Genomic DNA, 21,426 nt, shown 5'->3' with positions numbered 1-21,426 from the left:
GGTACGGGGTTCAGCCCGCCAGGACCGCCGGGCGCCCGGCCACCGGAGTGAAGCCCCTGGTGAGGAGACGGACGGCGAGGGTGACCTCCCAGGCGAAGACCGGCAGCGCGGCCAGCGAACCGATCGTCGACACCTGCGGGTAGAGGCCGAACAGCACGGCCACCGCCGAGGCGAGGATCAGTGGGCCGCCGACCAGGCCGAGCAGCGCGACGGGGCGGGGCACCAGCCGCGAGCGGTGCATCAGGACCGCCAGGGCGAGCGAGTTGGCGCCCAGGACGATGTTGGGGCCGAGCAGGAACGTCCAGTCGTGGACGGCGACCAGGGCGCGGGCGGCGGTGGCCGCCCCGGAACCCGCGTCCTGCCGCAGGGTCACGACGGCGAGCATGCTGACGAGGCCGACCGTGATCACCGCGGCCTCCAGCAGCCGCCCGCAGACGTAGCCGAGCGCCAGCGCCTCCTGCCGGCGCCGCAGCACGGGGTAGAGCGACACCCCGGTGCCGATCACCGCCAGGACCAGCACCACCTCGCACAGCGCCCCCGCCGCCACCCGGCCGTCCGCACCGGACCCGGCCGCGTACGCGGCGCCGTCCAGCGCGGGCCGGTACAGCAGCATCCCGGCGACGGCCGCCACTTCGGTCACGAGGAACAGGACGCCCGTGACCACCGCCGTGTACCTGTCCCCGGTCGCCTTCACCAGAACCATCCCCTCTCGGCCACCCTCGGGTGTACGGCGTACACCTGGCGCTCACGGTAGGCGTACGCCGTACACTCGTCAAGCCGACGAGGGAGGAACCGGAGATGGGCGAGAACGAGGGCACGCGCCGCACCCCGCTGAACCGCGACCGCGTACTGGCCGCCGCCGTGGCGTTCGCCGACCGCGAGGCGGGCGGCACCGACGCCCTGAGCATGCGCAAACTCGCCCAGGACCTGGGTGTGGTGCCGATGGCGCTCTACAAGCACGTCGCCAACAAGGAGGAACTCCTCGCCGGCATGGTCGACACCGTCGTCGGCGGGATCGAGCCGCCCGCCGCCGACGCCGACTGGAAGGCCGCCGTGCGCGAGCGCATCCTCTCCGCCCGCCGGGCGCTGCGCCGCCACCCGTGGGCGCCGCGCGTGATCGAGGCGCTGCCGGCGCCGCCCCCTGCCGTGCTCGGCCACCTGGACGCGGTGATCGGCCTGTTCCGGGCGGGCGGTCTCTCCGTCGACCTCGCCCACCACGCGATGCACGCCCTCGGCGGACGTCTGCTGGGCTTCACCCAGGAACTCTTCGACGCCTCCCCGGGCCCGGAAGCGGGTCCGCCCGATCCCCGACCGGCCCTCCGCTACCCGCACATCGCCGAGGTCGCCGCCACCGCCGCCCATGCGGAGGGCGACGGCGCGGCGGTCGGCGGCGGCTGCGACGACCAGTTCGAGTTCGAGTTCGCCCTGGACGTCCTGCTCGACGGCATCGAGCGTCTGCACCTGGCCGGTTGGACCTCCACGGGGGTCCGCCGTGCCGTACAGTGATGCCACGGCCGTGGCGACGGCCGCGGCTGTGCGTTGTGGCCCGTGCCCACGACGCCTGTGACGGCCGGAAGTTGAGTCATCGCGATCACCCTCGGTCCACCGTGCCCACGAGCATGTGCCGGGGCACGGGCGGCGCATGCCAGAGGGAAGCACGATGCCGCGACACACTTTCGGCGACGCGATGCCGTCGCATCTGCGGGCGGCCGCCGTGGATTGTGTCCTGCTGGTCGTCGAACCGCTGCAGGATGTCCTGGAAGCGACCGCGGCTCCGGGCGGCACCTGGGCGGCCGGGTGCATGTTCCGCGCGAACGACGCGCAGGACACGATCTCCGAGCTGGTCGGCGTGATCGCGGCCCACCTGGAGTTCGAGAGCAAGGACGGGGAATCCGTTCGGCGGCTGCTGCGCGCGGTCGGAAGAGGCGTGCGGACCTCCCCGTTCGGTCGACGGTGGCCCGGGGGAGAACTGCCCGACCGAATCCCGGAGTGGGTCCGCGAGCAGGTGTGCGGTTCGCTCGCCTTCGTCGTGCTGCGTCTGCCGGTGCTGCTGCGATGCGCTGCGCGATCCCGGGACGACCGTTGGCCGGCCAGATGCCTCCTGCCGATGCTTGAGGCCGTCCATGAACTGGACCGGCTGGTCGAACTGTTGGAGGCCGTACAGCCCTATCCGATCGCCGTGTCGTTCCGGTCCTGGCTCCGGAGGCGGCCCCAGGAGGACATGCCGTCCGACCTCGACCATGACTACCTGGTCGAACTGGTCGAAGTCCCGCGTGCGCCAGGGGACTCGGTGTGGCACCTCGGCGGCCGGTTCACTCGCGGCGGCTGGACGGGGGCGAAGGAGGTGGACCGGTTCCGGGATCTGGTTCTCGCGATGCTGGCCCTGCTCGACGAGAACCTGCACGGGCGCCGTTGGGCGGGCGGCAACGGGAGGCCGTTGCCGCCCGCCCGGGACGCGGCCGTGGCCTGCCTGGCCGGGCTGGCCATGGCGGCGGGAACGGCCGACGCCGACGCCCCGTACTGGCTGACCGCGGAGGAGTCGGGTCGCGCCCGGGATGCGGCCGTCGCACTGACGGCGAGGGCGACGCGGGGCCGTTCCTTCGATCGGACCGGGAGCCACCGATGAGCGCCCGACTGCCCTGGCTGCTGGTCGCCGTCCTCCTCTCCACCGTCTCCGCCCTGCTGGTGTTCGTGCTCCGCACCCGGCTCGGGGCGCGGGCCACCGAGGCCGCGCTGTGGGCCGGGTCGGCGTTCGGGGGGAGCATGCTGGTGGTGCTCGGGGCGCTGGTGTTCCTGTTCGGAGGGTGAGCAGGTGGGTGGAAGCTGTTGCGGGTGATCGCGATTGCGTCTTGAATGGTCCAGACCACTACGGGGAGGACCCACACTCATGACCATTCCTCAGCGCACCGTCGTCCTGGGCACATTGGGCTTCGGCACGATCGTCGACGAGGAGACCTCGTTCCGGATCCTGGACCGCTTCGTCGAGGGCGGCGGTACCGTCCTCGACACCGCGAACAACTACGCGTTCTGGCTCGACGGTGCCACCGGTGACGAGAGCGAGGCCGTCATCGGCCGCTGGCTGGCCAGCCGCAAGGCCCGCGACCAGGTCGTCATCAGCACCAAGGTCGGCGCCCGGCCCACCGTGCCGGGGGCCGGACTGGAGGCGGCCGAGGGGCTGTCCGAGAAGGCGATCCGGGCGGGCATCGAAGGCAGCCTGCGGCGCCTCGGCACCGACCGTGTCGAGGTGTACTGGACCCACATCGAGGACCGTTCGGTGCCGCTCGCCGAGACCGTGGAGACCCTCGCCGAGCTGGTGACCTCCGGCAAGGCGGGGGCGGTCGGCGCCAGCAACCACGCCGTGTGGCGGGTGGAGCGGGCCCGCGCGCTCGCCGGCGACGGTCCGCGCTACTCGCACCTGCAGTACCGCTACTCCTACCTCCAGCCGCGCTTCGACGTGCCGCTGCTGTCCTCCGCCCACGTGCACGTCACGTCCGAACTCCTGGACTACGTGCGCTCCGAGGGGGACCTGCGGCTCTGGGTCTACAGCCCGATCCTCTCCGGCGGGCTCACCCGCGACGACGTCGAGATCGGCGCCGCCTACGACCACCCGGGCACGCCCAAGCGCCTCGCCGCCCTGCGCGCGGTGGCGGAGGAGACCGGCACCACCGTCAACCAGGTGGCGCTCAGCTGGCTGCTCGACCACGAGGCGGGGATCCTGCCGCTGGTCGGCGTGAGCCGGACCGCCCAGCTGGACGAGGCGCTGGGAGCCCTCGACCTGACGCTGACGGCGGAGCAGCGCAAGCGGCTGGACGAGGCCGCGCTGTAGGAAGTGCTCCCGGGGCCCGGCCGGGCCCCGGGAGCTTCGGCCCGCTCAGGCCGTCGGGTAGCTGGTCCCGGCGATGTCCTCGGCGAGGTCGTCCAGGTCGACGTCCGGGGCGATGGCCGCCACGACCGCCGCCGTGAGCGGGCGCAGGGCGAGCACGTGGGCGACCGCCGCCGGGTCGGGGGCGTGCTCGGGCTCGTAGTACTCCTCGGCCCACTCCAGGTAGGCGCCCGTCAGGTCGGCGGCGGCCGGCAGGGCGAACAGCTCCACCCCGCCCGTCGGCGCGGCCGAGGGCGCCTGCCACACGTCGTCGTCGCCGGTGCCGTGCCAGAAGCAGACGGTGGCGAGCGGGACGCCGTCCTCCTCGCCGAAGGCCGGCTCCGCGGTCTGCGAGCGGAACGGGGCGGGCACCTCGGGGAGCAGCCGCGGCGCGGCGTTGGGCGCCGTGTGGTCGAAGCCGCGGGCGTACACGCCGGACTCGGAGAAGACCATGAACCAGTCGTCGCCCTCGCCGTCGCGCATCGACGCCAGCTCCTGGCCGTCGCCCCACCGGGAGTCGAAGGAGTAGTAGCGGTCGCCCCACACGGGGCCGAGGATCGCTTCGAGCATCGCGAGCCCCCGGCACCGGTCGCGCAGGGCGGCCGGGTCGGGCAGTCGGGCGAGGAGTGCCCGCAGTTCGAGAGTCGGGTCAGGGGTGTCGCGGATGTCGTGCACACCAGGATTCAAGCAGGTGCCACCGACAGCGGTCCTGGTTGCGGTGCGGCAGCGAGAGCCGCAGCTCCTGGCCCCGGTGGTCGGACAGCCCCCGGTCGTCGACGAAGGCGTAGTGGTCCACCGCCGCCCCGTCGTTGGTGAACGCCCAGTCGAGGCGCCACCAGTCGGCGCCCAGGATGCCGCCCCAGCTGCCGGGGTAGAGGTCGCCGCTCGCGGCCCGGGCGTCGTGCAGGTGCGCGCGCAGCGGGTCGAGGTCGCCCATCGCCGGGCTGGTGTTGAAGTCCCCGGCGACCAGCAGCGGCCGGGAGTTGGCGGCGGTGTCGCGCTCCAGGGCCGCGAACTGCTCGCGCCGGGCCGCGTCGGCCTCGCGCACCACCCGGTAGAAGGCGCGGCCGAACAGCGACTCCCGGGTGTCCACCTGGACCGGGATGTGCACGTTGTAGAAGGAGACGGCGCGGCCCCGGACGTCGAGGTCGGTGCGCAGCACCTTGCGCCGGGTGAAGACCTCCGGCCAGGGCGCGTCCGCCGCCACCTCCGGGCCGACGGTCGGTGCGGCGAGCACCGGGAACCGGGAGAGGGTGACCAGCTCCCCGGCCACCACCACCTGGTAGCCGGGGAACTCCCGGCGGATCCGGTCGAGTTCGTCGATCGGGGTGTGGGTTCCGCGCACCCACGCCAGGTACTCCTGGAGGAGGTAGACGTCGGCGTCCTGGGCGTGCAGGAAGCGGTAGAAGGCGTCCGGGTCGTCGGTGGTGTCCCAGTACTCGGTGTTCCAGGAGAACACCCTGATCCCCGGACCGGCCGCGGCGGCAGTCGAACCCGGCTTCAGGGCAGCCCAGTTGAGGCCGGCCCGGGGCAGTGCGGCGACCAGCAGCAGGACCACCGCCGGCACCAGCCACCGCCGCAGGCCGGAGCCGGCGGCCGGCAGTGTCCACGCCAGCGCGAGCAGCGTCACCGGCACGGCGAGGAACAGCAGCGGCGGCGCCAGCCCGGGTACCAGCCAGAACCACCAGCGTCCGTTCGCCACCAGGTCCAGTGCCAGGAACGCCGCCCACAGCGCGGTGGCGGCCACCAGCAGGCGCACCCCCGCGGAATGCCGGTGCCGGGCACGGGGGGAAACGGAATCCGGATCCATGCGGCGGAGCGTAGCAGGGCGGGCCGCGCACCCGAATTCCGGTGCCCAGTACCCGGACACCCCCGATACGGGGACGATATCCGCCCGATACGCGGTCCGCCTGAACTTGGCCCATGACCTTTTCCGTGACGGTCGTCGTCCCGGCCCACAACGCGGCCAGAACCCTCTCGGCCTGCCTGGACTCGGTGTACGCCCAGATCCACCGGCCGCACCAGGTGATCGTGGTCGACGACGGATCCACCGACGCCACCGCCCGGATCGCCGAGGCCTACGCGGTCGACGGCGGCCCCGCCGGGGGCTCCGGCGGTGGCCCGGCCGGCGGCCCGCCGTGCGAGCTGATCCGGCAGTGGCCGAATCGCGGGGTTTCCGCCGCGCGGAATGCCGGAATTTCGGCGGCGACCGGTGAGGTGATCTTCTTCCTGGATTCCGACGAGGCCCTGACGCCCGATTCGGTGGCGAATGCGCTGGAAATCCTGGAAAAGGATCCGGAATGCGGCTGCGTGCACGGGGTGATCGCCCCGGAACCACTCTTCGACGACGGACCGGTGGAGCGCTACCGGGTGCTGCACGCGCACTGGTGGCGGGTGCGCGGCGCGGGTGTGGTGGAGACGGCGTTCTTCGCCCAGGCGGCGGTGCGGCGCGAGGTGTTCGAGCGGATCGGCGGCTTCGACGAGAGCCTGCGCGACTCCGAGGACCTCGAACTCAGCGACCGGCTGGCCCCGCACTACCGGATCGTGCTGACGGACCGGATCGTCGCCCACCACGACGAGGTCGAACGGCTCGGCCCGCTGCTCGCCGAGACCTACCGGCGCGCGCTGGTGCTGGTGCCCGCGCTGGCCTCGGCGCGGCGCGGCGGGCGGCGCAACCTGACCGCCAACAGCCCGGCCTCGGTCGTGTCGGCCGCGTTCACCCTGGCCGCGCTGCCGCTGGCCGGCCGGTGGCCGGTGCTGCCGGTCGCCGGCCTGGCCGCCTTCTGCGCCGCCAACGCGGGGCTGCTGCGGTTCGCCGCCCGGCGGCACGGGGCGGCGTTCGCGCCGTACGCGGCGGGCGTGCACTTCCTGGTCGTCGGCTCGCTGCTGGCCGGCGCGGGCGTCGGCGCCCTGCGGATGCTGCGGCCGGGGCGGCGCGCGGTACCGGGGGCGGCACCGGGCGCTGCCGCGGTCGCGCCGACGCGGCGGACGGCACCGCCGGTGACGGGAGAGCCGGCGCCGGTGACGGGGGAGCGGAACTGATGGCGGAACGCCTGCGCGCCCTCCTCACCCCCGCCGTCGTGCTGGCCGCCCTGGTCGGTGTCGGCCTGCTGCTGCGGCACGAGGGCCCGGTCGCCGCCCGCGCCCTCGCCCGCGCCGACGCGGTGCCGCCGCTGCTCGCCGCGCTGGCAGCCAACGTCGGCGGCCTGGTGCTCGCGGTGCACGCCTGGCGGGTGCTGGTGCCCGCGCCGCCGGGCAGTCCCCCCGGCACGGCGGGACCGGTCCGGGGTCTGCTCGCGGCCCGGATCTACTTCCTCGGCCAGCTGTCCAAGTACCTGCCCGGCCGGGTGTGGGGCGTGGTCACCCATGTCACCCACGGCCGCGCGGTCGGTGTGCCGGCCGCCACGATGACCTCCGCCTATCTGCTCAGCCTCGCGCTGACCGTCCTCACCGGAGCCTGCGTCAGCCTGTTCGCCGCGCCCGCCGTCCTGCCGGGGCAGTGGTTCTGGCTGGTCCTGCCCGTCCTCGGCCTGCTCGCCTGCGTGGCCAGGCCCGCCCTGGCGACCGCGCCGGTGGTGGCGCTGGCCCGGCTGGCCCGCCGCACGGTGGAGCCGCCGCCGGACGCCGCGGTCCGCCGGGCGATCGCGCTGGCGGTCGCCTCCTGGCTGGTGTCCGGGCTGCACCTGTGGTTCCTGGCGATCGCCCTCGGCGCGCCCGCCGGGTCCTCCGCCGGGCCGGCGATCGGGGCGTTCGCGCTCGCCACGGTGGTGAGCAGTCTCGCCGTGGTGGTCCCCGACGGCTGGGGCGTGCGCGAGCTGACCATCGCCGCCGCGCTCGCGGCCGCGCTGCCCGACGGCACCGCGGCGACGGCGGCCGTCGCCAGCCGGGTGGTCTGCGTGGTCGCCGAACTCGGCAGCTCCGCCGTCGTCCTGGCGCTCGCCCGGGCCCGGCTCGGCGCCCCGGGCGCCCGTACCGACGCCGACAGCCCCGTTCCCACGACCGTTCCCACCGCCGCTCCTGTCGCCGCTCCCACCGCCGCTCCCTCCATCGCCCCCACTCCGATCGGAGACTCCCGTGTACACCCTTGACGACGCCGAACGCTTCGAGGTCGGCGAGGTGCACGACCTCTACCGCCGGTACGTGAACAAGAGCCAGGTCTCGCTGATGACTTCCTTCGGCTTCGGCCGCGAGCTGGTCGCGCACGCCGAGGGCGCCCACCTCACCCTCACCGACGGCCGACGGATCCTGGACGTCACCGGCGGTGTGGGCGTGCTCAACCACGGCCACAACCACCCCCGGATCCTCGCCGTCCGGGAGCGCTTCGCCCGCGAGCGCCGGATGGAGGTCCACAAGACCTACTTCTCGCCCTACCTCGCCGCCCTCGGCCACAACCTCGCCGAGCTGCTGCCCGGCGACCTGTCGATGTCCTTCCTCCCCAACTCCGGCGCCGAGGCGGTCGAGGGCGCCGTCAAGCTCGCGTTCAAGTACCACAACGGCAAGCGCCGGACGGTGCTGCGCGCCGACCGGGCCTTCCACGGCAAGCTCCTCGGCTCCGGCGGCCTCACCGGGCAGACGCAGTTCGCGTTCCCCACCATCCCCGGCATCGACACCTTCACCTACAACGACCTCGCCTCCGTGCGGCGCGCTGTGGCAGCCCACCCCGGCGATGTCTACGCGATCCTGATCGAGCCGTTCAGCGCCTCCACCATCGAGGCCTGCTCGGAGGAGTTCCTGCGCGGACTGCGCGAGCTGTGCGACCGCGAGAAGATCGTGCTGATCTTCGACGAGATCTACACCGGCTGGGGCAAGACCGGCACCCTGTTCCACTTCATGCGCTACCCGGGCCTGCTGCCGGACGTGCTCACCACCTCGAAGTCCTTCGGCGGCGGCAAGTCCTCCATCTCGGCGTTCGTCGCCCGCGAACCCGTCTTCCGCAAGGCCTACGACAACCTGGGCGACGCCCTGCTGCAGTCCACCTCGACCACCTACTACGGCTTCGGCGAAGAGTGCGCCACCGCCCTGGAGGCCGTCAACATCGCGATCGAGGACGACTACCCGGCCCGGGCCCGGGCGATCGGCGCCGTCCTCGAACCGGGACTGCGGCGGCTCGCGAAGGAGCACCCGGACACCGTCGCCCGGGTGGACGGCGCGGGCGCGCTGTGGGGGGTGTTCATCGACGGCGGGCCGCGGATCCTCGACCTGGTCGCCAAGCTCGCGCCCGGCGGGATGGCGCGCGACCCCCGGTTCCGGACCAAGCTGGTCACCTGCGCCGTCATCAGCGCCCTCTACCAGGACCACGGTATCTTCGCCTACTACACCCTCAACGGCCTCAATCCGCTGATCATCGGGCCCTCCCTGATCACCGAACCGGCCGACGTCGAGCGGACCGTGGACGCCCTCGGCACCGTCCTCGACGAGGGGCTCGGCCGCCTGGTCACCCGCTTCGTCAAGCAGAAGGTGACCTCCCAGTGGTGACCCCGACCGGCCCCGACGCCCGCACCGACACGGCCACCGCTGCCGACACGACCACCGCCACCGCTGCCGACACCGCCACCGCTGCCGACACCGCTACGGGCCCCCGCAGCCGCCCCCGCCTCACGGTGGCCGTCACCGGCGCCGCCGGCATGCTCGGCTCGCGCCTCGCCGAACGCCTCGCCGCCGACGGCCACCACGTGCGCGGCATCGACCTGCGCCCCGGTCCCGGCGTCGAGGTGGTCGGCGACATCCGCGACCGCGCCGCCCTCGACCGCGGCCTGCGCGGCGCCGACATCCTGGTGCACGCCGCCGCAGCCCTCCCCAGCTACCCCGACGAGCAGATCCGCTCCATCATCGTCGACGGCACCCGCACCGTCTTCGCCGCGGCCCGCGCCGCCGGCACCCCCCGCGTGGTGCACATCTCCTCCACCGCCGTCTACGGCCTGCCCCGCCGCGTCCCCACCCCCGAGACCCACCCCCGCGAACCCGTCGACACCTACAGCCGGGCCAAGGCCGCCGCCGAGGAGATCGCCGAACGCCACCGCGCCGACGGCCTGTGCGTCCCGATCCTGCGGCCCAAGACCTTCGTCGGCCCCGGCCGGATGGGCCTGTTCGCGATGCTCTTCGAATGGGCCGAGGAGGGCCGCAACTTCCCCGTGCTCGGCCGTGGCGACGTCCGCACCCAGATGTTCGGCATCGACGACCTGGTGGACGCGGTGGTCACCGTCCTGCACGCCCCCGACCACCTCGCCAACGACACCTACAACCTCGCCGCCGCCGAGTTCGGCACCCTGCGCGAGGACTTCCAGGCCGTCCTGGACGCCGCCGGCCACGGCAAGCGGGTCGTCGGACTGCCCGCCCGGCCCGCCCTCGCCGTGCTCGACACCCTGCAACGGGCCGGCCTCTCGCCCGTCTACGGACGCCTGCTGCACAAGCTCACCGCCGACTCCTACGTCTCCATCGACAAGGCCCGCGACCGGCTCGGCTTCGACCCCAAGCTCTCCAACCGGGACGCCGTCCTGCGCACCTACGACTGGTGGCGCACCGCCCGGCACGAGACCCCGGCCGCCCCGCGCACCGGCGGCCCCGACGCGGGCCGCACCAGCCGCGACCCGTGGAGCCAGGGACTGCTGTCCGCCGTGAAGATCTTCTTCTGAGGAGCGCTCCGCCATGACCTCCCTGAGCGAACAGAGCTCGCAGCACGAGACGGCCCGCCCCGAAGGACCGCCCGGCCCCGAAGGACCGCCCGGGTCCGCCGGACCGCCCGGCCCCGAAGGACCGCCCGGGCCCGCCCGCCGCACCGCCGGACCCTCCCGGCTGCCCGCACCGCTCGCCCTGCTCCGGCCGGGCCAGTGGCCCAAGAACATCCTGGTCGTCCCGCTGCCCCTGCTCGGCGCCGACCTTGCCCGGGACACGAGCGCCCGGATCGCCGTCGCCGTCGCCGCCTTCGTCCTCGCCTCCTCGCTCGTCTACGTCGTCAACGACCTCGCCGACATCGAACGAGACCGCCGCCACCCCGTGAAACGCCACCGGCCACTCGCCTCCGGACGGGTCGCCCCGCGGACCGCGGTGGGTCTCGCGCTGCTCCTCGCCGCCCTGCTGGTGCCCGTCCTGGCCGTCGCCGGACCGGGCGTCGCCGCACCCGTCCTGCTCTACCTCGGCGTCAACGCCGCCTACAGCTGGCGGCTCAAGCACCTCCCGCTGCTGGACGTCTTCGTGGTCGCCACCGGCTTCGTGCTCCGTCTGCTCGGCGGCTACGGGGCCAGCGGACGCCCGCTCTCCGCCTGGCTGGTCCTCACCGTGCTCACCCTCTGCCTGGTCCTCATCGTCGGCAAACGGCGTCACGAACTCGGCGTCGCCGGCAGCGGCCACCGGCCCGCCCTGGTCGGCTACTCGGCGCACTTCCTCGACCTGGTGCTGGTGCTCTGCTCCGGACTCACCGTCGTCGGCTACCTGCTCTACCTGCGCACCGAGTCCGGCTACGAGACCGGCGCCCTGCTCACCGCGCCGCTGGCCCTGTTCGCCCTGTTCCGCTACCTGCAGATCGTCGTCGTGCACGCCGAGGGCGGCAACCCCGTGCACACCCTGCTGCGCGACCGGGCCATGCTGGCCACCGCCGTGCTCTGGGCCGCCCTCCTGCTCACGTTCCAACTCACCTGAAACACGAGCCCGTTGACCTCCAGCCGTTCCGAACGAGGAGCCATGCCCACCACACCGCTCGTCTCGGTGGTCGTGCCGATGTACAACGACAGCCGCACCGTCGACCTCTGCCTCGGCTCCGTCCTCGCCCAGAGCCACCCCGTGCACGAGGTGATCGTCGTCGACGACGCCAGCACCGACGACTCCGCCGCGCTCGCCGCCGCCCACCCCGTCACCCTGGTCCGCGCCGAACACAACGGCGGACCCGGCGCCACCCGCAACCTCGGCGTCGAACACGCCACCGGCGACATCGTCCTCTTCCTCGACGCCGACCTCGCGATGCACCCCGACGCCGTCGCCGAAGCCGTCGCCGTCTTCGCCGAACACCCCGAGTACGGCGCCGTGTTCGGCGTCCCCGACAAGGAACCGCTGTTCCCCGAGGGCCCCGTCGGCCAGTACCGCATCCTCCAGTACCACTACTGGCGCAAGAGCGCCGAAGGACTCGTCAGCGGCGGCTTCTACGCCCTCGGCGCCGTCCGCCGCACCGCCTTCCTGGAAGCCGGACCGTTCAACCCGGCACTGCGCCAGACCGAGGAGATCGACCACGCCGAACGGCTCGCCGCCCGCCACCCCATGCTGCTCACCTCGCGCGTCCGGGGCCGGCTCTCCGACGAGAACCGGATCCGCCCGCTGCTGCGCAAGGCCTTCGTGCGCAGCCGGCTGCGGGTGCCGTTCTACCTCGACCGCGGGCGCGCGATGCAGGGCATGGAGACCCCCGGACGGGCCCTCGCCTCGGTGCTCGCCGCGCTCACCCTGCTGAGCCTGCCCGTGATCGTCCTGGAGCCGGCGGCCGCGCTCGCCACCGCCCTGCTGCTCGCCGCCTTCGTCCTCACCGACCTCGGGCAGTACCGTTTCGTCCGCCAGGAACGCGGCTACCGCTTCCTCGCCTTCTTCACCCTCTGCCACCTCCTGCTGAACGCCGTCGTCACCGCCGGACTCGCCGCCGGCGTCGCCCAGTTCGCGGTCAGCCGGCGCTTCCGCCGGATGTACCGGCAGGACGGCCCGGTCGGGGAACCGGTGCCGGGCCCGGTGTCGCGGCCGGACCCGGAGCCGGAACCCACCCGGGCCCGGCGGATCGCCCGCCGGCTGCGCACCTGGTACGGCCGCGCCCTGGTCGGCCTCACCGGCGCCTGGCTGCTCTACGCCTTCTTCCGCTGGTCGGTCAGCGGCCGCTGGCACTGGGCGATCCTGTTCGACGCCGTCCCGCCGGTGCTCCTCGTCGCCGTGCCGCTGTTCCTGCTGCTCGCCGCCGCGGGCGCCTGCGGTCCCCGCCGGGGCTGGGCCCTCGGGCTCGCCCTGCCGCCGCTGCTGCTCGGCCTCACCACCGGCTCCGGCCTCAACTGGCCCGCCCTGTGGCACGGCGAGCGGCCGGTGCCGCCCGGGGCACTGCACGTGGTCTCCTTCAACACCCAGTACTGGGCCGCGTCCACCGGCGTCGACCGGCTCTACGACCTGATCCACCGCCAGAACGCCGACGTGTACCTGTTCCAGGAGCACGTGGTCTGGCAGCCCGGCCTCGGCGAGGACGGCTACCGGCGGCTCGACGACGACGCCCGGCTCGCCGCCGAGTTCCCCGGCTACCACATCGCCCGCACCGGCGAACTGCTCACCGTCTCGCGCTATCCGATCCTCGAGCAGCGCTCCGTCGGCACCGGAGCCGCTCTCGGACCCGACGCCTCGTTCAGCCGGATCTTCGCCCGCGACAAGGTGATGCGCACCGACCTCCAGGTCGGCGCCACCGTGCTCAGCGTCTACAACGTGCACGTCACCGTGCCGCTGGCCCCCGACCTCGACCCGTTCTCGGGCTTCGACTTCGACTCCTACTTCAAGCGCAAGTTCGCCTGGCGCCAGGAGGAGATCCGGGGCCTGGAGACGGAGCTCAAGGGGAACCCCAACCGGACGCTGGTCGCCGGCGACTTCAACGCCAGCCCCGCGATGCGCGACCTGGACGGGATCCGATCGCTCGCGGACGACGCGATTCGCGCCAACAATGACTTCCTGCCGCTGAGTTGGAAGTTCTCCGCGCCCGCCGGGTTCGACTGGGACAGCGCGATCAACCGCCCCTACCCGCTCTGGCGGCTGGACTGGAGCTTCACCCGGGGCCCGGTGAAGGTGCACCGCTACGACTTCCGCTCCGCCGAGGGCATCTCCGAACACCGGCTCCAGGACCTCTGGCTCTCGCTCTGAACTCCCCCCGAAAGGAAACGACATGGTGCTCAAGGACCTGCGGACCGCCGTCCGCACCGCCTCCGGCGTCGAACTGCTGGAGCGCCTGCCCGCGCTGCGCCGGCCGGTGGACTGGCTCGGTGAGCGGCCGGTGCTGCACGGCCTCACCCTGTGGGCGTTCGGGCTGCGCAAGCCGCTGTTCTGGGACCATGTGGTCACCCCCGAGCCCCGGGCCGAACTCACCGAGGTCCGGGACCTGCTGGAGAAGAACCGCGAGCGCTACGCGGAACGGCTGGCCGGCTTCGTGGAGTTGGGCGACGCGCTGAGCGGGATCCCGCTGCGGGGCACCGCGGCCGGCTCCACCCCGTACTGGAACAACGGCTGGCTGCCGCCGCTGGACGCGCTGTCGCTGTACGGGTTCCTGGCCGAGCTGCGGCCCGCCCGCTACCTGGAGATCGGCTCCGGCAACTCCACCAAGTTCGCCCGCCGGGCCGTCGAGGACCTCGGGCTGAGCACCCGGATCACCTCGATCGACCCGGCCCCGCGCGCCACCGTCGACCGGCTCTGCGACGAGGTGGTCCGCACCCCGCTCCAGCACGCCGACCTCGCGGTGTTCCGCGAGCTGGAGCCGGGCGACATCGTCTTCTTCGACGGGTCGCACCGGCTCCACATGGGCTCGGACGTCGCGGTGTTCTTCTTCGAGGTGCTGCCGGTGCTCAGGCCCGGGGTGATCGTCCACGTGCACGACATCATGCTCCCGGCGGACTACCCGACCTCCTGGCGCTGGCGCCACTACTCCGAGCAGTACCTGCTGGCCGCGCTGCTGACGGCGGCTCCGGGGCGGTTCGACGTCGAGTTGCCGGACGCCTTCGTGCACGCCGACCCGGAGCTGCGGCGGATCGCCGAGCCGCTCTGGCGCAGGCTCGGGGTCACCGAGCACTACGAGCCCGGGTCGTTCTGGTGGCGCCACACCGGCTGAGCCGGCCCGGGCGGGTGGCTGCGGCGGGCCGCTCGGGCGGACGGCCAGGGGCCCGGCGGGCCGGGCGCGAACGGGCGGGGCCCGGGGGCCGGACGGACGGCTCAGGAGGCCGGGCAGGCGCCGTTGAGGATGTCCTGCTCCAGCGTCCGCAGCTCCGGTCCCGGCTCCAGGCCCAGTTCCTCGACGAGCTGGGCGCGCAGCGTGCGGTAGACGCCGAGCGCCTCCACCGTCCGTCCGGAGCGGTGCAGGGCCTGCATCAGCAGGGCGTGCAGGTGCTCGCGGAACGGGTGCGCGGAGACCAGTTCGAGCAGCTCGCCGACCAGGTCCCCGGGCCGGCCGAGGGCCAGCTCCAGCCGCACCCGTTCCTCGACCGCGCGCAGCCGGTTCTCCTCCAGCCGCCGGGCCCAGGACTCCAGCGGCGGGCAGTCCAGCCCCGCCATGGCCGGCCCGGTCCACCGGGCGAGGGCCTGCCGCAGGACGGCGGCGGCCTCGGGGAGGTGCCCGGCGGCGGCCCGCAACCGGGCGCGGGCGACCTCCTCGTTGAACAGCGTGGCGTCCAGCTCGCCCGGCCCGAGCCGGAGCCGGTAGCCGTTCGGATGGGTCTCGATCACCGGTGGCGCGCCCGCGTCGGCGAACGCGCGGCGCAGCTGCGAGACGCAGATCCGGATCTGCGTCCGGGCGCTGGCCGGTGGCGCGGAGCCCCACAGGTTGTCCACCAGCCGGTCCAGCGGCACGACCCAGTTGGGTGTCAGGGCGAGGGTCGCCAGCACGAGTTGGCTGCGCCGTCCCCCGAGTGGTATTGGCTTTCCGTCGACGTCGACCTGGAGTGGTCCCAGGATGTGCACCAGCACGATACAGCCCCCGTTCGTCGCTCTCACCTGCGCCGAAATGGCGCCGCGGAAGCGGAGGAGACTCCGCCGTCCGGGCGCCGGATGGCAGCATGGTATAGACCTTTGAGGGTGTCAAGGGCACTTCAAGGCCGCCGGATGGCCGGATCGGGCCCCGCCCGGACCGCCCGCCGCGGCGGCCGGGAACCCGCGCGACTGACGGACCGTCAGGGACTGTCGCTCAGCGCGTAGGTACGGAAAGTGGCGAGCAGGGGCAGCACATCGGTCTTGCTCGGCTCCTCGGTGACGGCCCGCATGGCGTCGATCACCGCGTGCGCGATCACCTTGACCACACCGAGGTCGTCCCCGGCCGTCTCGCCCCACGCGCGCAGGGTCCGGGTGAGCAGGGCGCTCATCCGGGCGCCGATGTTGGAACTCACCGCGTCGGTGAGCTCGGCGAGCTCCTCGTCGGTCATGCTCGACCGCAGGCCGAAGGCCAGCGCCATCAGCGTGTCGACGGCGTGCTCGCCGTAGCGCGCGACCAGCGCGGCGAGCGGCTGCTCGGTCGGCCCCCCGGCGGCCAGCGCGGCCAGGGCCTCGTCGTCGTCCTTCCAAGCCGCTTCGAGCGCGGCCAGGGCCCGCAGGGCCTCGTCCACCATCAGGCCATCCGTCATGCGGAGAACCGTATTGAGCGTCCGGGGGCCGGGGGCGGGGCCGGGGCGGGATCTCACCCGATCGAGGGAAACGGCGCGGTTCCTCCTCCGGGAGTGCCGGGGGCCGTGCGGGGTCGCGGGCGGTGGGCGTTCGTCGGGCTCGCGCGTCGTCGGCCGCGGGCGCTCTCCGGCCGTGGGTGTTCGTCGGCCGTCGGTGTCGGTCGGCCGTGCGCTTTCTCCCGACCGGCGGGAGCCGGGCCGTCCGCGGTTCAGCCGGCTCCGTGCTCGGCGGTGAAGGCGGCGGCGTCCCAGTCGCCGTGCAGCGCGGGCGCGAGCGCGGCGACCGCGAGCGCGGTGAAGTCCGCCGCCCGGCCCGCGTGTTCGGGCAGCGCGCCGAGCAGCGGCGCACCGGCGGCGGCCCGCGGCAGGTCGGCGAGGTTGCAGCGGTCGGCGAGCCCGGGGGAGTCCGGCCAGGCGCCGACCACCACGCCCAGCAGCGGCAGACCGCGCGCGGCCAGCGCCTCGGCGGTGAGCGCGGTGGTGTTCAGCGTGCCGAGACCGGCCGTGGCCACCAGCAGCACCTCGGCGGGCAGGCCGAGTCCACGCACCGCGCGGGCCTGGTCGGCGAGCGTCCGGCCCCGCTCGTCGTAGCGGACCAGCAGCCCGCCGGCGCCCTCCACCAGCACCAGGTCGTGCCGCTCGGCCAGGGCCGCGACCTCCTTCGCCACGTCCTCGGCCGCCAGGCACGGCAGGCCCGATCGGCGGGCCGCCGTGTCGGGCGCCAAGGGCTCGGGGTAGCGGGCGAGTTCGCACAGGGTGAGGGCGTCCGGCGCCGGCGCCGCGGGCCCGGCCAGCCGGCGGACCTCCTCGGCGTCGCCCGGCTCGCCGGGGGCGACCCCGGTCTGGCCGGGCTTGAGCACCGCGACCCGCAGACCGGCCCGCAGGGCGGCGGCCGTGACGGCCGCCGTGGTGACGGTCTTGCCGACCTCGGTGCCGGTCCCGGTCACGAAGAGCACGCGTCCGCCCGTGCCGCCGTCGGTGTGCCTGCCCGCGTCGCCGCTCATGTCCCCGTCCCTGCCCATGGTCCCGCTCCTGTTCCCGTCCATCGTGGTGTCCGCCGCCCCGCGCTCAGCCGGCGGCCGCCGCCGCCGTGACGGCCCGGGCGATCCGCGCCACGTCCTCGTCGCCGGTGATGTACGGCGGCATGGTGTAGACGAGGTCCCGGAACGGGCGCAGCCAGACACCCTCCCGTGCGGCGGCCTCGGTCGCCGCCGCCATGTCCACCGGGTGGTCCAGCTGCACGACGCCGATCGCGCCGAGCACCCGGACGTCCTTGACCCCCGGCATCGCGGCGGCGTCCGCCAGACCCGCGCCCAGCCCGGTGCCGATCCGCTTCACCTCGGTCGCCCAGTCCTGCCCGAGCAGCAGGTCGATCGAGGCGTTGGCGACCGCCGCCGCCAGCGGGTTGCCCATGAACGTCGGCCCGTGGGCCAGCACCGGCACCGTGCCGCGGCTGATGCCGTCCGCGATCTCCGCCGTGCACAGGGTGGCCGCCATGGTGAGGTAGCCGCCGGTGAGCGCCTTGCCGAGGCACATCACGTCCGGGGCGACACCCGCGTGGTCGGCGGCGAACAGCTCGCCGCTGCGGCCGAACCCGGTGGCGATCTCGTCGAAGACGAGCAACACCCCGTGCCGGTCGCACAGTTCGCGCAGCATCCGGAGGTAGGCGGGGGAGTGGAAGCGCATCCCGCCGGCGCCCTGCACCACCGGTTCCACGATCACCGCCGCCAGCTCGCCGGCGTGGCGTTCCACCAGCTCCTCGAAGGCCCGGGCGTACGCGTCGTCGAGCGGGGCGTCGAAGCCGGCCGGCGGCTCGGCGGCGAACACCTGGTGCGGCAGCACCCCGCCCCACAGCTGGTGCATGCCGCCCTCCGGGTCGCACACCGACATCGGGTGGAAGGTGTCCCCGTGGTAGCCGCCGCGCCAGGTGAGCAGCCGCCGCTTCTCCGGCCGCCCGACGGACTGCCAGTACTGCAGGCACATCTTCATCGCGACCTCGACGGCCACCGAGCCCGAATCGGCGAGGAACACGTGCCGTAGCGGCTCCGGAGTGATCTCCACCAGGGTGGCCGCCAGCCGGACGGCGGGCTCGTGGGTGAGCCCGCCGAACATGACGTGGCTCATCCGCCCCAGCTGCCCGCGCACCGCCTCGTCCAGCACCGGGTGCCCGTACCCGTGGATCGCCGCCCACCAGGAGGACATTCCGTCCACGAGCTCGCGCCGCCCGCCCGCGACCGGCTCGGCCAGCCGCAGCCGGACGCCGGAGGCGGACTCCACCACGTACGGGGTGGCGGTGCCGGGCATCGGCCCGTACGGGTGCCAGACGTGCGCCCGGTCGAGCGCGATCAGGGTGTCGGTGGACAGCTGGGTCATGGGGAGAGGACTTTCCGGGGTGCGGTGGGGGCCGGTCCGGCCCGGTTCGTGCCGGGCCGAACCGGGTCGTGCCAGGCCGGTCCGGTTCGTGCCGGTCCGGTGTGGGCCGGGGGCGTCAGGCGTTCGGAGCCAGCTCGGTCCCGGCGCCGCGGCGGCGGACCCGGACCAGGTCGGTGCGCACCTCGTCGGAGCCCGTGGGGACGGCCCCGGCGGTGTCGTCGGCCTCGTCGGCACTCGCCGCCGGCGCCGCGTGGTCGTGGCCGCCGCACGGGCCGCAGCCGCCGCCCGTCCCGCAGCCGCCGCCGACGGCGGACCCGGCGCTCTCGCCGGACAGGACGGACGTGCCGCAGCCGCCGCCCGGGCCGGCCGTGGCCCCGCTGCCGCAACCGCCGGTCGCCGCCGCCGCGATGTCCGCCCGGTGCCGGGGCAGGGTGCTCTCGCCCATGCCCTCGACCTCGAACCCGGCGTCCGCGATCATGTCGAGGTCGGTCTGCCCGGCCTGGCCCTCGCTGGTCAGGTAGTCGCCCAGGAAGATGGAGTTGGCGAGGTGCAGGCCCAGCGGCTGCATGCTGCGCAGGTGCACCTCGCGGCCGCCGGCGATCCGGACCTCGGTGTCCGGGTTGACGAACCGCACCATGGCGAGGATCCGCAGGCAGCGCTGCGGCGACAGGTTCCACTCCTTCGCCAGCGGAGTGCCCTCGAACGGGATGAGGAAGTTCACCGGCACCGAGTCGGAGCCCAGCTCGCGCAGCGCGAAGACCACGTCCACGAGGTCCTCGTCGCTCTCGCCCATGCCCGCGATCAGGCCCGAGCAGGCCGACAGGCCGGCGCCGTGCGCCTTCTGCACGGTGTCCACCCGGTCCGCGTAGGTGTGGGTGGTGGTGATGTCGCCGTAAGTGCCTTCGGAGGTGTTCAGGTTGTGGTTGTAGGCGTCGACACCGGCCGCCTTCAGACGCTCCGCCTGGTTGTCCGAGAGCAGGCCGAGGCAGGCGCAGATCTCCACCGCCGGGTCGGCCTCCTTGATGGCCGCGACGGTGTCGGTCACCCGGTCGATGTCACGGTCCGTCGGGCCGCGGCCGCTCGCCACCAGGCAGACCCGCTTGGCGCCGCCCGACACGCCGGCCTTCGCCGCCTCGGCGGCCTGGCCCGGCTTGAGCCACGTGTACTTCAGGATCTCGGCCTTGGAGCCCAGCCGCTGCGAACAGTAGGAGCAGTCCTCCGGGCACAGCCCGCTCTTCAGGTTCACCAGGTAGTTGAGCTTGACCCGGCGGCCGAACCACCGCCGGCGCACCCGCCCGGCGGCCGCGACCACGTCGAGCAGCTCGTCGTCGGTGGTGGCGAGGACGGCGAGCGCCTCCTCGCGGGTGGGGGTCTCCCCACGCAGGCCCTTGGCGGTGAGGGTATCGAGCAGATCCATGGGCCTGATCCTGCCTGCTGGGCCGCGACGGACGCCAGAGGAAACCCACCAGAAGATCCCGGGGAGGATGTGCGAGTTGTCACAGTGTCGAAGCTCACGGTAGTGGCGCCGGTCACGTCGTGGACGAAGGTCCCGGCGGCCCTCCGGGAGGTCCTTCCGGCGACCGCTGCGGAGCGTGTTCCGGTGCCCGTTCCGGAGCGTGTTCGGGGGTGCGTTCGGGAGTGCGTTCCGGGGCCCATTTCGGGGCCCGTTCCGACGGCCCTCCCGGTGCTTTCCCGAGCCCCTCCCGGCGGCCTCCCCGCGCTGCTCCCGCCGTCCTCCGCGCGCTGCTCCCGTCGCCCTCCCCGCGCTGCTCCCGCCGTCCCGACCCCGTGATCTCCACCACTCGTGACCTGCATACAATCGGCCGCATGACCACGCAGCGGGAGCGCGCCCCGTCATCGGCAGAATCACCGGCGGAGCGGCCGGGGTACGACGTGTCCGAACGGCCGGACGGGACCCACCGGCCCAGACGCGTGACCGCCCGACGGGTCGTCGGCTGGATCACCGTCGTCGGCGTGGTCGCCGCCGGCGGCTGGATCGTCACCCGCCCCACGCCCGGCGACTACATACCCGGGCTCGGTCCCTCCAGCAAGGAGCAGTCCAAGACCCCGCCGATCGTCGGCGACCCGCCGCAGCGCACGCTCGTCGACCCCGAGGCCCTCGACGTCGAGGCCTACTTCCCCGCCCAGCGGATCGTGGAGTCCGGCTCCTACAAGGGCAAGCGCTCCGGTGTGCGGCGCGGCGACAACTGCACCGAGGTGCTCCAGGACCGCACCCTGGAGCTGCTGCGCGAGCCCGGCTGCAAGGGCTACCTCGCGGTCAGCTTCACCGCCCAGGACCGGCCCGTGCTGAGCAGCGTCACCCTGCTGCGCTTCACCGACGCCGCGGCCGCGGCCCGCGCCGTCGAGGCGCTCCACGCCAAGTCCGGATCGGTGGCCTTCATCCTCCCGGACGCCTCGGCCGCGCCCGCGCTGCCGGCCGGATCGGCCCGGCCCGCCATCGAGCCGCGGGTCGAACTCGTCGGCCACTACGTGACGGTGGCCAGTTCCCGGCCCGCCGAGATGTACCCCGGTGGCGTGGCCGCGCCCCCCGCGCCGACGCCGGTGCCCACCACCGCCCCCGGTACCGCCGTCCCCGGTGCGCCCTCCGGTACCGCCTCCGCCCCGCCCGCCGGCGGCCCGTCCGTGCCCCCGGTGAGTCCGCTGCCGGTGCCCTCGGCGAGCACTCCCGGCCTGGACCAGCTGCTCGACGAGGCCACCCGGGCCGTCTCGCACAGCGCGGGCGTGCCGTTCGTCTGGATGTAGCGGCCCGGACGCAGCCCCAGGGGCCGAACGGGGGAGGGGGCGGGCCGCGGCCCGCCCCCTCCCCCGGTC

20 protein-coding genes are annotated in these 21,426 nt (G+C 74.0%); 12 read left to right on the top strand and 8 right to left on the bottom strand.

Features of this window, described 5'->3' with window-relative positions:
• Positions 1-10: 10 nt before the first annotated feature.
• Complete coding sequence (locus ACIPYS_RS05255; RefSeq protein ID WP_093863371.1) at positions 11-703, bottom strand: DUF4386 domain-containing protein; 693 nt, start codon at positions 701-703, stop codon at positions 11-13.
• A gap of 95 nt (positions 704-798) precedes the next feature.
• Between ACIPYS_RS05255 and ACIPYS_RS05250 the strand changes: the two genes are divergently transcribed.
• The 4 genes from ACIPYS_RS05250 to ACIPYS_RS05235 all read left to right on the top strand — a co-directional run bounded on the left by ACIPYS_RS05250 (position 799) and on the right by ACIPYS_RS05235 (position 3,826).
• Positions 799-1,506: a TetR/AcrR family transcriptional regulator gene (locus ACIPYS_RS05250; RefSeq protein ID WP_400743329.1), complete on the top strand. Its 708-nt coding sequence runs from the start codon at positions 799-801 to the stop codon at positions 1,504-1,506.
• A gap of 115 nt (positions 1,507-1,621) precedes the next feature.
• Complete coding sequence (locus tag ACIPYS_RS05245; RefSeq protein ID WP_400743326.1) at positions 1,622-2,626, top strand: hypothetical protein; 1,005 nt, start codon at positions 1,622-1,624, stop codon at positions 2,624-2,626.
• Positions 2,623-2,808 carry a hypothetical protein gene (locus ACIPYS_RS05240; RefSeq protein WP_400743323.1) on the top strand — a complete coding sequence of 62 codons (186 nt, stop codon included), beginning with the start codon at positions 2,623-2,625 and terminating at the stop codon, positions 2,806-2,808. Before ACIPYS_RS05245 ends, ACIPYS_RS05240 begins: the two co-directional genes overlap by 4 nt.
• Positions 2,809-2,887: 79 nt before the next feature.
• Positions 2,888-3,826, top strand: a complete 939-nt coding sequence (locus ACIPYS_RS05235; RefSeq protein WP_093863375.1) for an aldo/keto reductase — start codon at positions 2,888-2,890, stop codon at positions 3,824-3,826.
• Between the two features lie 45 nt (positions 3,827-3,871).
• Here the strand turns inward: ACIPYS_RS05235 and ACIPYS_RS05230 are convergent, their stop codons facing one another.
• Together ACIPYS_RS05230 and ACIPYS_RS05225 are read right to left on the bottom strand one after the other, a co-directional pair.
• Positions 3,872-4,537 carry a hypothetical protein gene (locus tag ACIPYS_RS05230; protein ID WP_400743319.1) on the bottom strand — a complete coding sequence of 222 codons (666 nt, stop codon included), beginning with the start codon at positions 4,535-4,537 and terminating at the stop codon, positions 3,872-3,874.
• Positions 4,512-5,672 carry an endonuclease/exonuclease/phosphatase family protein gene (locus tag ACIPYS_RS05225; RefSeq protein ID WP_400743316.1) on the bottom strand — a complete coding sequence of 387 codons (1,161 nt, stop codon included), beginning with the start codon at positions 5,670-5,672 and terminating at the stop codon, positions 4,512-4,514. The genes ACIPYS_RS05230 and ACIPYS_RS05225 overlap by 26 nt, the downstream gene beginning before the upstream one ends.
• A gap of 113 nt (positions 5,673-5,785) precedes the next feature.
• On the opposite strand from ACIPYS_RS05225, the gene ACIPYS_RS05220 reads away from it, so the two are divergent.
• The 7 genes from ACIPYS_RS05220 to ACIPYS_RS05190 all read left to right on the top strand — a co-directional run bounded on the left by ACIPYS_RS05220 (position 5,786) and on the right by ACIPYS_RS05190 (position 14,681).
• Positions 5,786-6,904: a glycosyltransferase family 2 protein gene (locus ACIPYS_RS05220; protein WP_400743313.1), complete on the top strand. Its 1,119-nt coding sequence runs from the start codon at positions 5,786-5,788 to the stop codon at positions 6,902-6,904.
• Entirely contained in the window at positions 6,904-7,950 is a 1,047-nt protein-coding gene (locus ACIPYS_RS05215; protein WP_093863378.1) for a lysylphosphatidylglycerol synthase domain-containing protein, read from the top strand. Before ACIPYS_RS05220 ends, ACIPYS_RS05215 begins: the two co-directional genes overlap by 1 nt.
• Positions 7,937-9,337 (top strand): aspartate aminotransferase family protein, encoded by a 1,401-nt coding sequence (locus ACIPYS_RS05210; RefSeq protein ID WP_400743308.1) that lies wholly within the window; start codon positions 7,937-7,939, stop codon positions 9,335-9,337. The genes ACIPYS_RS05215 and ACIPYS_RS05210 overlap by 14 nt, the downstream gene beginning before the upstream one ends.
• A gap of 125 nt (positions 9,338-9,462) precedes the next feature.
• Entirely contained in the window at positions 9,463-10,494 is a 1,032-nt protein-coding gene (locus tag ACIPYS_RS05205; RefSeq protein WP_286158664.1) for an NAD(P)-dependent oxidoreductase, read from the top strand.
• Positions 10,495-10,507: 13 nt separating this feature from the next.
• Positions 10,508-11,497, top strand: coding sequence for a UbiA prenyltransferase family protein (locus ACIPYS_RS05200; RefSeq protein WP_400743305.1), 990 nt, complete (start codon positions 10,508-10,510; stop codon positions 11,495-11,497).
• Positions 11,498-11,539: 42 nt separating this feature from the next.
• Positions 11,540-13,723, top strand: a complete 2,184-nt coding sequence (locus tag ACIPYS_RS05195; RefSeq protein ID WP_093863380.1) for a glycosyltransferase — start codon at positions 11,540-11,542, stop codon at positions 13,721-13,723.
• Between the two features lie 22 nt (positions 13,724-13,745).
• Entirely contained in the window at positions 13,746-14,681 is a 936-nt protein-coding gene (locus tag ACIPYS_RS05190) for a class I SAM-dependent methyltransferase (protein ID WP_093863381.1), read from the top strand.
• 101 nt (positions 14,682-14,782) lie between these two features.
• Here the strand turns inward: ACIPYS_RS05190 and ACIPYS_RS05185 are convergent, their stop codons facing one another.
• The 5 genes from ACIPYS_RS05185 to bioB form a co-directional block, all read right to left on the bottom strand.
• Positions 14,783-15,532 carry a BTAD domain-containing putative transcriptional regulator gene (locus tag ACIPYS_RS05185; RefSeq protein WP_400743300.1) on the bottom strand — a complete coding sequence of 250 codons (750 nt, stop codon included), beginning with the start codon at positions 15,530-15,532 and terminating at the stop codon, positions 14,783-14,785.
• A 203-nt stretch (positions 15,533-15,735) separates the two neighbouring features.
• A complete protein-coding gene (locus ACIPYS_RS05180; RefSeq protein ID WP_159425104.1) occupies positions 15,736-16,182 on the bottom strand; it encodes a hypothetical protein in 447 nt (148 codons plus the stop codon).
• A 248-nt stretch (positions 16,183-16,430) separates the two neighbouring features.
• Positions 16,431-17,225 carry a dethiobiotin synthase gene (gene bioD, locus ACIPYS_RS05175; protein ID WP_400743975.1) on the bottom strand — a complete coding sequence of 265 codons (795 nt, stop codon included), beginning with the start codon at positions 17,223-17,225 and terminating at the stop codon, positions 16,431-16,433.
• Positions 17,226-17,289: 64 nt separating this feature from the next.
• Positions 17,290-18,594, bottom strand: coding sequence for an adenosylmethionine--8-amino-7-oxononanoate transaminase (locus ACIPYS_RS05170; protein WP_400743296.1), 1,305 nt, complete (start codon positions 18,592-18,594; stop codon positions 17,290-17,292).
• A 115-nt stretch (positions 18,595-18,709) separates the two neighbouring features.
• The gene (bioB, locus tag ACIPYS_RS05165) at positions 18,710-20,011 is read right to left on the bottom strand and encodes a biotin synthase BioB (protein WP_400743293.1); all 1,302 of its coding nucleotides are present in this window, start codon (positions 20,009-20,011) and stop codon (positions 18,710-18,712) included.
• 410 nt (positions 20,012-20,421) lie between these two features.
• Here bioB and ACIPYS_RS05160 point away from each other — a divergent pair, with 410 nt between their 5' ends.
• Positions 20,422-21,357 (top strand): hypothetical protein, encoded by a 936-nt coding sequence (locus ACIPYS_RS05160; RefSeq protein WP_400743291.1) that lies wholly within the window; start codon positions 20,422-20,424, stop codon positions 21,355-21,357.
• Positions 21,358-21,426: the final 69 nt, after the last annotated feature.

It is taken from the genome of Kitasatospora sp. NPDC089913, from assembly GCF_044748625.1.
Lineage (GTDB): Bacteria > Actinomycetota > Actinomycetes > Streptomycetales > Streptomycetaceae > Kitasatospora.
Note: the sequence above shows the minus strand (reverse complement) of the source record. Positions and strands in the feature narration are given on the sequence as shown.

Excerpts from the sequence above, each read along its gene's own strand:
- ACIPYS_RS05255 (WP_093863371.1), bottom strand. The coding sequence starts at position 703 with ATGGTTCTGGTGAAGGCGACCGGGGACAGGTACACGGCGGTGGTCACG.
- ACIPYS_RS05250 (WP_400743329.1), top strand. The coding sequence starts at position 799 with ATGGGCGAGAACGAGGGCACGCGCCGCACCCCGCTGAACCGCGACCGC.
- ACIPYS_RS05240 (WP_400743323.1), top strand. The coding sequence starts at position 2,623 with ATGAGCGCCCGACTGCCCTGGCTGCTGGTCGCCGTCCTCCTCTCCACC.
- ACIPYS_RS05235 (WP_093863375.1), top strand. The coding sequence starts at position 2,888 with ATGACCATTCCTCAGCGCACCGTCGTCCTGGGCACATTGGGCTTCGGC.
- ACIPYS_RS05225 (WP_400743316.1), bottom strand. The coding sequence starts at position 5,672 with ATGGATCCGGATTCCGTTTCCCCCCGTGCCCGGCACCGGCATTCCGCG.
- ACIPYS_RS05220 (WP_400743313.1), top strand. The coding sequence starts at position 5,786 with ATGACCTTTTCCGTGACGGTCGTCGTCCCGGCCCACAACGCGGCCAGA.
- ACIPYS_RS05215 (WP_093863378.1), top strand. The coding sequence starts at position 6,904 with ATGGCGGAACGCCTGCGCGCCCTCCTCACCCCCGCCGTCGTGCTGGCC.
- ACIPYS_RS05200 (WP_400743305.1), top strand. The coding sequence starts at position 10,508 with ATGACCTCCCTGAGCGAACAGAGCTCGCAGCACGAGACGGCCCGCCCC.
- ACIPYS_RS05195 (WP_093863380.1), top strand. The coding sequence starts at position 11,540 with ATGCCCACCACACCGCTCGTCTCGGTGGTCGTGCCGATGTACAACGAC.
- ACIPYS_RS05190 (WP_093863381.1), top strand. The coding sequence starts at position 13,746 with ATGGTGCTCAAGGACCTGCGGACCGCCGTCCGCACCGCCTCCGGCGTC.
- ACIPYS_RS05180 (WP_159425104.1), bottom strand. The coding sequence starts at position 16,182 with ATGACGGATGGCCTGATGGTGGACGAGGCCCTGCGGGCCCTGGCCGCG.
- bioD (WP_400743975.1), bottom strand. The coding sequence starts at position 17,225 with ATGAGCGGCGACGCGGGCAGGCACACCGACGGCGGCACGGGCGGACGC.
- ACIPYS_RS05170 (WP_400743296.1), bottom strand. The coding sequence starts at position 18,594 with ATGACCCAGCTGTCCACCGACACCCTGATCGCGCTCGACCGGGCGCAC.
- bioB (WP_400743293.1), bottom strand. The coding sequence starts at position 20,011 with ATGGATCTGCTCGATACCCTCACCGCCAAGGGCCTGCGTGGGGAGACC.
- ACIPYS_RS05160 (WP_400743291.1), top strand. The coding sequence starts at position 20,422 with ATGACCACGCAGCGGGAGCGCGCCCCGTCATCGGCAGAATCACCGGCG.